Here is a 10,476-nt window from a genome sequence, read left to right on the forward strand (position 1 = left end):
TTGGTTGGAATGGTGGCCGGCTTCATACCGGAATGGTGGCCGGTGTTTGATCGGAATGGCGGCCGGCTTCACGTCGGAATCCGCACTGGTGACCCTGCGCGGCAAAACCGGCTGGCGCGAGGTCGAGGTCGGCCGCGGCTCCTCCGACGCCACCTGCCCGGTGGCCGCTCTGCAGACCTGGCTAAGACTGGCGCACATTGCGCACGGACCTCTGTTCCGGCGCGTTGCTGGTCAAGGCAGAGCCGTCGGTGCCGATCGCTTGAACGACCAGGAGGTCGCACGCTTGGTCAAGCGCACGGCGCTCGCAGCCGGCGTGCGTGGCGATCTGTCGGAGGGCGAACGCGGTCAAAAGTTTGCTGGCCATTCGCTGCGCGCCGGCCTCGCCTCCTCGGCCGAGGTCGATGAGCGCTATGTGCAACAGCAGCTCGGTCACGCCTCGGCCGAGATGACTCGAAAGTATCAGCGCCGGCGCGATCGTTTCCGCGTCAATCTCACCAAGGCGTCCGGGCTCTGAAAAGCCCCCTCCCCTGCCCCGTTTTGTCCGCTGGGATGAGGCGGTCAGATCTCAGGCGATAACAATACCTCATCGAGCACAGCGAGCGCTGTATCCAGACTATCGGCGGCCGACGCTTCGTAGTCAGGCATGATCATCAACTGCGTTATGGCACGGCCCACAAATTCCGGGTTTAGCTTTTCCAACCGATCCTTGGTCCGGGAGACCTGTTCCGGGAATGCGCGCAGATTGAAGCGAACAAATGACGAGGTCTCTTATCCCCGACACGAATAGCTCGCGATCTCATCGGGATTTCCCTTACCGTCATAGGCAGCTTGAGTGGGATAAGCGCAAATCGGCTGGTGCTTGCCAGGGAATGCCTTGCTGCCAGCCGCGAGAGAGTCCGGAGCCTTGTCTTGGTTTATCCAGCCCTCGATGGCGGCCAAAGGATCAAAGTCGTCGAAGGCTTGGCCATCGCCGCAGTGGGTCATCCCCGGGATTATGAACATGCGCACGAAACGGCGAGTCGCTTCCAAATCGCCGCCGCCTGTGACCTCGACGACTTGCTTGTACCAGCGCACCAGATCGTTGGCCGAGAAGACCGGATTGGAAAGTCCCTGAAACAAGAGCAGCTTTCCACCGTGGGCAGCGAAGCTGGCGAGATACGTGCCGGTCGCATCATTGAGCTTGGCCGTATCCGCAACGCGTGCCGGATCCTTGTCGAAGTCGAACTTCAGGGGGTCAAAATTCGGCGCCGGGGGCGTCATGAAGTAGTATTGAAGCGAGCGGGCTCCCAGAACGATGTTGTTTGCATCCGACTGGGAAGTGGGGGATTTGCCCAGCTTCCACATTCTCCAGTCCGCGCCCGCAACGCCCGTATCATATGGCCAATCGCTGTAAAGCTTTTCGCCATCGGAGCTTTCCGGACCCGCGAACGCGCGGCTCATGGCCTGCACTTGACCAGCCGTGAGGCAGCTGTCCGTCTTATCGCCTTGGCAGGACAGGACCTTTGGGTCGAACCGGCACTGCTGCCAGGCGTTGATGACGCCATCCTCAATGCCATCGCGGGCATCACAGGCAGCGAGAACCGCGTTGGCGACGAGGTTCAGATCCTGCTGGGAGAAGGCGCGGGATAGAATGGGATGGCCGGCCTCATCCTTGGGAGCGATGCTCATGTACTCGCGAGTATCCCAGGCTTGGGCAATGTTGGCGGCACTGAGACGAAAACCCGGGCTACCTGCAACAATCCCGTCGAACTCGAGCGGATATCGCTGAGCCGCTATCAACGCCTCACGACCGCCATTCGAGCATCCCATGAACACCGACTTTTTCGGAGCCGCCCCATAGAACTTGGCCACCACCTGCTTCGAGATCGAAGTGACTTTGCCAATGGAGGCGTACGCAAAATCAATGCGTGCGGCTTGATCGACCCCGAAAGCCGGATCGGGGCTTGGGTGCCCGCCATCCATGCTTACAACAGCGTAGCCGCGCAAGAGCCCGGGAGCCGCGGTCGAGTTCCGGCAAGGAATGGTCCCGACGGCCGGCGCCAGGAAGCCATCAACTGCGCCGCCGCCCTGGAAAAGGAACATGTCGTTCCAGGTCGTCGGAAGACGCACCTCAAACCGGGTGCCATATGATTGACCATCGACCCCCTGGCGTTTCCCGATAACACCTCGGACAAGGCAGTGCCCGCCCACTTTTACCGCCTGAGGCGAGGCGCCGGTGAATGCAGTGAAGGGATCTGCGGGGATCTCCTGCGGCTTTTGAAGGCTAGCCTCGGTAAAGATCACGCTTGGAATTGTGAGCTTGGCGATGGACCGGCACGCCTGATCCGACGCGTTTGCCGCCAGCGCAGGCGCACATACACATATGATCGCCAAAATCAGTGCCAGGGTGCACCCGCGGTCCCGCAGCTTGAGGCCGTTAGCCAAGAACATACCCATCCTCCCTGGATGCCCCGATAGCCCGAAAGCTGATCGCATTGGTAGCTAGTTGTGAGCTTTCAGAAGGTTATCCATCCGGTCCGAACCGGGAAAGCTGAGGTTGTCGAAGCTTCAGTGATTCCAGTGGGACCGGATGAACATCCATAAGAGTACCCGTCTGACGCCGCTCGGTCGAGAGCGAATTGTAATGCAGGTCGAGAGCGGACAGACGCCTGAGGCCGTCGCCAAAGCCGCAGGCGTCTGCCCGCGGACGGTTCGCAAATGGCTCGACCGGTATCGCGCCGAGGAAATGCCAGGATTGCGGGATCGCTCATCTCGCCCTCATCGGCTGCGCCGGCCGACGCTGGTGCGCGCGAGCGGTTGGATGGGCTTCTGACCGAAATGTTGGCCGGTACATAAGCCGCTTCATCTTGCTTCGCAAGTTCGAGCTCGGCAACAATTCCGCGGCGGCAAACCGGCTGCTTGACCGACTGGAGTTCCTGCGCGGTGGGTCTTGATCCGCAAGTGCTCGCCGGCATCCGCAACACCGCATCGCTCGCCTGCGTCGGCAGGGTGAGCGCTATTTCACCGATGGCTTGCGCGATATCAGCTCGGATCGACGCTGGGCGATCCTTGCCGTTTGCGCCGTGGAATGGGAGGCGGCGGTCGCCGATGCCGTGGTCGAGACCCATGACCGGATCGTAAGGAAGACCTGGCGAGAGACTAAGGAGGAAACGGGCTTGACGCTGCAGAGGCTCTATTCGGCCGACATATGCGAGCAATTCTATGAAGCGGACCGCGACGCCATTAGCCTCCTGCCGGTTTTCGTGGGTTTCGCGGGGTCGACAGAGACGGTGCGACTGAATGCCGAACACAGCGAGTTTCAGTGGGTCCCCTTCGATCAAGCGGTCAACATGGTTCCGTTTGCCGGGCAGCGGAACGTGCTCAGGCACGTCCAGAAAGAGTTCGTCGAGCAAGAGCCAAATCGCTGGCTGTTAATTCATCCGCCACGCTAGGCAGCCGGGACGACGCGAGCGGCCGATTCCCACCCCTCCGGGCCGTCAGGGAAGGTGGAAAATCGACCCAAAGCGTCCTCCAAGCGGCGAATTTCGAAGTAAGTTTTCCGCCTTGCTGGAACCCTGCACCTTCATAGAAGCGCAGAGTGGACTCCCTCCGAGATCCAGTCGCCAACAGAACCTTGTAGCAATCGGCGTTCCATGCTTTGTCGAGCGCGGCATGAAGGACGGCGCGGCCCAGCCCAGTAGCCCAGTCCGGCGATGGTTGGCATCTGTCACGACGTTTTCGATTACCCCGTAAAGACGGGCTCCCCGGGACAAGTTGGGAACGATCGCGAGTGTGCAGGACGACACGAGCAGCCCTGCCATATCGACCACGAAGACAGTGATCCGATTCGTATGATTGGAAAGTGGATAGTGACAGACCCTCAGCCTTCAAACCAACAACACACGAGCATGGGCGGGTAACCGCTGCATGTCGGTTGTCCACCCTACTGAGACAGATGGGAACCGGACAGCTCGCGACCCTTTTCGGACCTTGGTTCGAGAAAGCTCTACCGGAAGCAAGATGTTCGTTCGTAACAAAATGGACCGATCTCTGCTCTGTGGCGTGTGCGTTCAAGCCGCTCGGGGCGATACCCGCAGAAACCAGCGAGCTTACCATCGAACACCTGCTAAGCTCATTAGCAATGAAGCAACGAAGGTGGAGGCTAGGTGTTTAGTCCCGGCATTTGATGGGTGGGATCGAGTCGGAACCGTTCGGGCTCTTTTGCCCAGATTTTGCAGATGAACTCGTAGGGTGTTAGGCCCTTGAAGGTCTTAAGCCGGCGCGCGAAATTGTAAGCTAAGATGAAGTCGGCGAGATGCCGGCGCAGTTGATCGTGATCGTCATAGTGGAAGCGCTTGACGGTGGCGTCCTTGATGGTCCGATTCATCCGCTCGACCTGGCCGTTCGCCCAGGGATGGTTGATCTTTGTGAGCCGGTGCTCGATGCCATGTTCGTCGCAGATGCCGTCGAAGATGTGCTGAAGGGATGCTGGTCAAGGTCGCCAACAAGGATACCGAAAGCGTCGTCTCGGCACTGATCAAACAGGCACGGAAACTCCCCGGCGAACTGTACCAGTCGTTGACCTGGGACCGAGGTAAAGAGCTCGCCGATCACCAGCGCCTGACCTTGGCCTCCGACGTCGAGGTCTACTTCTGTGATCCGCGGTCGCCGTGGCAGCGCGGCTCCAACGAAAACACCAACCGATTACTGCGCCAATATCTGCCGCGCGGAACCGATCTATCCCTGCACAGCCAGACTAAGCTCAGCGCGATCGCACGGCAGCTCAATGAGAGGCCGCGAAAGACCTTGCTTTATCAAACCCCAGCTGAAAAGTTCGCGGAGTGTGTTGCAGGGATCAGTTGAACCCACCCCGCTAAGCGGGCAGAATTTCTGCGACAGCATTTGCTGAAACCCTACTTTACAACAGTGTGGCGCTTCCGGCCGAGCGAAAGCCGGATCGGGAGGTCTTGGGACGATATCATTGTATCAATCTCGACGAAGTTGCCGTTGATCCGCACACCTCGTCCCGAGATCGCCCTTCGCGCTTCCCCTTTGGAGGAGGTCAATCCGGCGCGTACCAGCAAATCCACAAGGGCTACTCCGGCCAAGCCCTCGGCGTCATTTAGATGAAGCGTCGGTAGCCCCTCTGCGGCTTCGCCCTGCCCAAATGCTTGGCTAGCCGTGGCCTCCGCCTGTTTGGCGGCGTTAGTTCCATGTGCCAGGGCCGTAGCTTCGTTGGCCAGACGTTCTTTGACGGCGTTTAGCTCGGTTCCTTCAGCCTGTCCAAATCGCTCGATCTCGTCCATCGGCAGATCGGTGAAAAGCTTCAGGAACCGAACGACATCAGCGTCTTCCGTGTTACGCCAGAATTGCCAGTAATCGTATGGCGAAAGGCGATCTTCGTTGAGCCACACAGCTCCGGCAGCCGTCTTACCCATCTTGACACCTGAAGAAGTCGTCAGAAGCGGCGTAGTCACTCCGAAGACTTCCTTTCCATCCGTCCGCCGTATCAAGTCGATGCCATTGATGATGTTCCCCCACTGGTCGGCTCCACCCATCTGCAGACGGCAACCGGTCCGGCGGGATAGCTCAAGGAAGTCGAACGCTTGGAGGATCATGTAGTTGAATTCTAAGAAGCTCAGGTTCTCCTGCTTTTCCAGCCGCGACTTCACACTGTCGAAAGAGAGCATCCGATTGACGGAGAAATGCCTGCCGACGTCTCTCAGCATGTCGATCCAACGAATGCTGTCCAGCCAGTCGGCATTGTTCACCATCACGGCATCCGTCGGGCCGTCTCCGAAGACAAGGAGACGGTCAAAGACCTTTCTGATCCCTTCAATGTTGGCGGCGATCCGGTCGTCCGTCAGCATCGGCCGCGCCTCCGAACGGAAGCTGGGATCGCCGATGCGGGTGGTCCCACCCCCAATGAGAACGATGGGTTTATGGCCAGTCTGCTGAAGATGACGAAGCGCCATGATCAGAAGAAGATGGCCGACATGAAGACTGTCAGCCGTCGCATCGAAACCAGCGTAAGCGGGTACGACGCCTGCTTCAAAGGCGGCATCGACACCCGGCAGGTCGGTCCCTTGATTTACATAGCCGCGCTCAATGAGCGTCTTCAAAGCGGCCGAACATGGTTCGGAATGACCGGTTGATAAATCGGGAAGTGCCATAGGGAATCCTGCTGGTATTGCCGCCAGGGGGTCCTCTCAATGAACAAGCCGCCTGACGGCGGCTTGTTTCAAGGCATGATCGAAACGCGCCGCTCCTTATGGAAGCGTCGCATAATAGATTGCAGCGATGGGCGCGGACTTGATCATGTGCCGATGCATAAAGGACTTTATCCGCACCTGCAAGCAATCTGAAATGGCTACTTCGGGGAGCTGCCGAGCCTTTGTCGCGACGATTTTGCAACTGACTTTTGCACCGTCGCAGAACTCAACTTTTGCGACAACATCTCACCAAGGCGTCCGGGCTCTAGAAAAAAGTCCCCCTCCCCTGTTGCGGTCACTATGCATTTTTATATAGTCACCGTAGTCACAATGGTCACGGAGGCCAGAATGCAGTCTGCTCCAAAAGAGGATGCCAACTGGACCGTCGCTCGGGCCAAGGCGCGGCTGTCGGAAGTCATCGAGCGTGCGCAGGCGGCGCCGCAAACGATCACGCGCAACGGTAGGCCAAGCGTCGTTGTCGTCTCCGCCGAGGAATGGCAACGCAAGACGGTGCGCAAGGGTACGCTTGCGGAGTTTCTGCTGGAGTCGCCGCTACGCGGCGCGGAACTCGACCTTGAGCGTCAACGCGATGAACCGCGTGATCTGCCGCTGTGAGGCTACTGCTGGACACGAATGTCCTGTCCGAGGTGACAAGGCCGGCGCCGGACGCACGCGTTCTGGAATGGCTGGACAAGCTCGACGAGGATCGCTCGTTCATCAGCGTGGTGTCGATCGCGGAAATCCGGCGCGGCGTTGCTCTCATGGGCGAGGGTCGGAAGCGTGAGGCGCTGGCCGAATGGCTTGCCCGAGACCTGCCTCAGCGTTTCGAGCAGAGAGTCCTCCCCGTCGACGAGCCGGTTGCTCTGGCCTGGGGCGATCTGATGGGTCTTGCGAAGCGCCGCGGCCGCGGGCTGACGTCAATGGACGGATTGATCGCAGCCACAGCGATTGCCCAGGAGCTCACTCTGGCAACGCGTAATATGAAGGATTTCGAAGGCTTCGGAATAGAGCTCTTCGATCCGTGGACTGCGTGAATCGCCCAGCACCTCATCCCGAATGCTCGAAGCGAATTTCGAAAAAGAAGTGTGGGTTTGTTCTCATACCCTTTGCTGAAATGTTGTGACAGAGCGCATGGAATGCCACGCGCTTCAAATCGGAGTAGCCATCCAGGAAGCCTGAAGCCCTTTGAAGCGCATGTCCGTCAGCTATTCATAGCGTGGATGACTTTGATCGAAACAAACGATTTCATAACTCTTCGGAAATCTTGCATGGACAAAAGCACGTCCGCACCGATCACCCATCCAAGGAGAAAATCTTCCATGCGCCCTGACGTGCAGTGGAGGTCGTGCCGAGAAGTGAGTTGCAACTGGCCGACCATGTCGGCGGTTCGACGCTAGTCGTCCCCAATGTTCCTGAGCTGCGAAGTCTTGCAGGCGAGCCCGCTGCCCAGCGCGATTCTGCTTGTGGGCGGGCTTATTGCCGCAGGCAGATCCGGTCGGCTCGTCTGGGCAGCGGATTGGAGACCCGGCCGGCAGCGCTACCATACAACATCAGCGCACTTTACATCTACGCGGTATTGCCGTGCTTCCAGTCGGTGCCATGTTTGGCCGACGCATGACGCGATGCGGCCTCCTGCACAGCCGAAGGCGTTATCGGATGTGCGACCGGGAAGCAGGTGGACAGTGCAGCACGTGTCACTCGCTGTGCGACGGTCTTTCGGGGAATGAAATCGGGCCAGTTCACGGCGCGGTGATCCAGCCAAGCTCTCGGCGTCATGGAACGGCAGGCGCCACGATCGAAGCATCTCATGTTGATTCAGGCGGACCCGTTATGAGGCGTTCTTTGATGCCGGTGATGCCTGACAGGCGGTTGCAGCTGCAAGCGACAATGCGGCCTATTTAGTTGGAAACGGAGGCAGGCCAATTTGGCTTGCCCGTCACTATGTGGAGAAAGAAATGCTGTGTCTAGGAATTAGCGGCGGACTTGACCAAGTCCATGAAAACCGATTCGAGCTTCGGAACGCCTTTATGCACGATGGCGCCGCGGTGCTCGTCCGAGACGGACGGGTGATAGCAGCCGTCGAAGAGGAACGCCTCAATCGGATGAAACACTCCAACAAGCTCCCAATTCGTTCGATTCAATACTGTCTGTCAGCGGCGGGGGTTCAGCTCAACGACATTGATCGTGTCGCGCTCTACGCCAGCGAGCCCTATGCCAACGCCATGCTTGAAGGTATGTCCGCATCCCACCCGGACATTCTCTCCATTCCGTTGGATGCTAAAACGTTGGTGCAGGATCTGTTAACGCGTGAGTTCGGCACTAAGTTGGACAGTTCGCGTATTTCATTCGTAAGTCATCATCAGGCGCACGCCGTGAGCGCCTTTGCAATGTCGGGCTTCGAACAAAGTCTCATTCTAGCGATTGATGGCTCTGGTGATTTCCTATCGGGCCTCTTGGCGGTAGGGTCTGGCACAGAAATTACGCAACTCGAGGCTTTCCCCGAGAACAATTCTCTTGGGCTGTTTTATCTCGAGACGATCCGCTATCTCGGCTACGGCTTGTTCGACGAGTATAAGGTAATGGGACTCGCGCCCTACGGCGACCCCGCTCCCTATCGCGAGCTCTTCGAGCAGTTCTACGAGCTCTCCGCCAACGGCGGTGGCTACCGTGTTCACCTCGACCGCATCGGTCCGGCGTTGCTCCGCAATATCGAGGTCAGGCGAAAGGGAATGCCCTTCACCCAGCAGCATCGAGATGTGAGTGCGTCACTGCAGGAAGCGCTTGAGCGGATCGTGTTCCACATTCTCCGGCATCACCGTGAGGCCACCGGCATGAAGCGGTTGTGCCTGGCGGGGGGGGTGGCCCACAACTGTACGATGAACGGTAAGCTGCTGTATTCAGGGCTTTTCGAAGACATCTTCGTGCAACCCGCGTCTCACGACGCTGGCTGCGCATTGGGAGCTGCGCTGATAGTCTCTAACGAGATGGGCCGCCCCGCGCCGTGTGAGCGACTGCAGGAGGTCTATTGGGGTCCTGATCTCGGGAGCGAGCGCGCCGTGCAACAGGAACTGAATGCATGGGCCGGACATCTCGAGGTTGAACGCTCTGATGACGTGGCAAGCAGTGCAGCCGACTGGATCGCCAACGGCGCCGTGATCGGCTGGGTGCAGGGTCGTTCGGAGTTTGGGCCACGTGCGCTGGGCAACCGCAGCATTCTTGCCGACCCTCGGCCCGCCGCAAACAAGGACCGGATCAATGCGATGGTCAAGAAGCGCGAAGGCTATCGGCCCTTCGCGCCATCTGTGCTGGAGGAGGATGCGAGCGAATTTTTCGACCTCCCGGACGGTAGGCACGAATTTCCATTCATGAATTTCGTCGTTCGCGTGCGTGACTCAAAGCGCGCCTTGCTCGGTGCCATCACGCACGTCGACGGTACCGCTCGCCTGCAAACAGTATCGCACAACGCCAATCCCGCGTACTGGGAGGTCATCAATGCGTTCAAGAAGCGCACAGGCACTCCAATTCTGCTCAATACGTCCTTTAACAACAATGCCGAACCGATCGTGGATTCGGTTGCAGACGCGATTGCCACCTTTCTGACGACAGAGCTGGATGGACTTGTGGTCGGGCCCTTCCTGGTAAAAAAGCGGGCTGCAACGCTGCAGGATTGGACTGCGCTTGCGGTTTCGTTGCCGCCCTATGTGTCCCTCCATCAAACCCGCGCTTACAAAGCGCCAGATCGTCGGGAAACTCACTGCGAGATCAGCACGACCCACTTCAACAGTGACAGTGTGCGAATTTCACACGACTTGTTTAATCTGCTGATGCGGATTGAGGGCGAAGCCATGTTGGGAGATCTCCTCAATACAATTGCGCCGGATCAGGCTAAGCGTGACGCTGTGATGGAGGGCCTGCGACGACTGTGGGAGCAGCGCCTCGTTCGGTTGCATCCCTCACAAGCTGCTCGCACGGATCAAGACTGCGATCAAACGCTGGACCAGCATAACAGGCTCTCAGCGTGATAGCGATGCCGCTATCCAAGCTCGGCGAATAAACGTGTTCATCGACGCGGGGGGCGCCCGGGGCGGGCGGCGGGGGGGGGGGGGGGGGGGTGGGGGCGGGGGGGGGGGGGGGGGGGGGGGGGGTGGGGGGGGGGGGGGGGGGGGGGGGGGGGGGGGGGGGGGGTGGGGGGGTGGGGGGGGGGGGGGGGGGGGGGGGGGGGGGGGGGGGGGGGGGGGGGGGGGGGGGGGGGGGGGGGGGGTGGGTGGGGTGGGGGGGGGCGGGG

Annotated in this window: 6 protein-coding genes and 4 pseudogenes; 7 read left to right on the top strand and 3 right to left on the bottom strand. The window is 59.5% G+C overall.

What is annotated here, in order from left to right; translation table 11 throughout:
• A partial coding sequence (locus tag NKI16_RS33215; RefSeq protein WP_352924659.1) for a tyrosine-type recombinase/integrase occupies positions 1-514 on the top strand: 514 nt, incomplete at its 5' end.
• A 254-nt stretch (positions 515-768) separates the two neighbouring features.
• Here NKI16_RS33215 and NKI16_RS33220 read toward each other — a convergent pair.
• Positions 769-2,430: a tannase/feruloyl esterase family alpha/beta hydrolase gene (locus NKI16_RS33220; RefSeq protein ID WP_352924661.1), complete on the bottom strand. Its 1,662-nt coding sequence runs from the start codon at positions 2,428-2,430 to the stop codon at positions 769-771.
• Between the two features lie 139 nt (positions 2,431-2,569).
• On the opposite strand from NKI16_RS33220, the pseudogene NKI16_RS33225 reads away from it, so the two are divergent.
• A pseudogene (locus tag NKI16_RS33225) lies at positions 2,570-2,785 on the top strand (leucine zipper domain-containing protein); the annotation flags it as partial.
• Positions 2,779-3,164, top strand: a pseudogene (locus NKI16_RS33230) (Tn3 family transposase); the annotation flags it as partial. The pseudogenes NKI16_RS33225 and NKI16_RS33230, both read left to right, overlap by 7 nt.
• A 977-nt stretch (positions 3,165-4,141) precedes the next feature.
• Here NKI16_RS33230 and NKI16_RS33240 read toward each other — a convergent pair.
• A pseudogene (locus NKI16_RS33240) lies at positions 4,142-4,459 on the bottom strand (integrase core domain-containing protein); the annotation flags it as partial.
• 5 nt (positions 4,460-4,464) lie between these two features.
• Between NKI16_RS33240 and NKI16_RS33245 the strand changes: the two are divergent.
• Positions 4,465-4,842, top strand: a pseudogene (locus NKI16_RS33245) (IS30 family transposase); the annotation flags it as partial.
• Positions 4,843-4,892: 50 nt separating this feature from the next.
• On the opposite strand, the gene tyrS reads toward NKI16_RS33245, so the two are convergent.
• A complete protein-coding gene (tyrS, locus tag NKI16_RS33250; RefSeq protein WP_031212411.1) occupies positions 4,893-6,152 on the bottom strand; it encodes a tyrosine--tRNA ligase in 1,260 nt (419 codons plus the stop codon).
• A 387-nt stretch (positions 6,153-6,539) separates the two neighbouring features.
• Here tyrS and NKI16_RS33255 point away from each other — a divergent pair, with 387 nt between their 5' ends.
• The 3 genes from NKI16_RS33255 to NKI16_RS33265 all read left to right on the top strand — a co-directional run bounded on the left by NKI16_RS33255 (position 6,540) and on the right by NKI16_RS33265 (position 10,213).
• Complete coding sequence (locus NKI16_RS33255; RefSeq protein ID WP_023679089.1) at positions 6,540-6,806, top strand: type II toxin-antitoxin system prevent-host-death family antitoxin; 267 nt, start codon at positions 6,540-6,542, stop codon at positions 6,804-6,806.
• Positions 6,803-7,225: a type II toxin-antitoxin system VapC family toxin gene (locus NKI16_RS33260; RefSeq protein WP_352480554.1), complete on the top strand. Its 423-nt coding sequence runs from the start codon at positions 6,803-6,805 to the stop codon at positions 7,223-7,225. Before NKI16_RS33255 ends, NKI16_RS33260 begins: the two co-directional genes overlap by 4 nt.
• Before the next feature lie 921 nt (positions 7,226-8,146).
• Positions 8,147-10,213, top strand: coding sequence for a carbamoyltransferase family protein (locus tag NKI16_RS33265; protein WP_023679092.1), 2,067 nt, complete (start codon positions 8,147-8,149; stop codon positions 10,211-10,213).
• Positions 10,214-10,476: the final 263 nt, after the last annotated feature.

Origin of the sequence: Mesorhizobium sp. M0698 (assembly GCF_040320455.1) — a bacterium.
GTDB lineage: Bacteria > Pseudomonadota > Alphaproteobacteria > Rhizobiales > Rhizobiaceae > Mesorhizobium.

Coding starts and splice junctions, on each gene's coding strand:
- NKI16_RS33220 (WP_352924661.1), bottom strand. CDS start 2,430: ATGTTCTTGGCTAACGGCCTCAAGCTGCGGGACCGCGGGTGCACCCTG.
- NKI16_RS33265 (WP_023679092.1), top strand. CDS start 8,147: ATGCTGTGTCTAGGAATTAGCGGCGGACTTGACCAAGTCCATGAAAAC.
- NKI16_RS33255 (WP_023679089.1), top strand. CDS start 6,540: ATGCAGTCTGCTCCAAAAGAGGATGCCAACTGGACCGTCGCTCGGGCC.
- tyrS (WP_031212411.1), bottom strand. CDS start 6,152: ATGGCACTTCCCGATTTATCAACCGGTCATTCCGAACCATGTTCGGCC.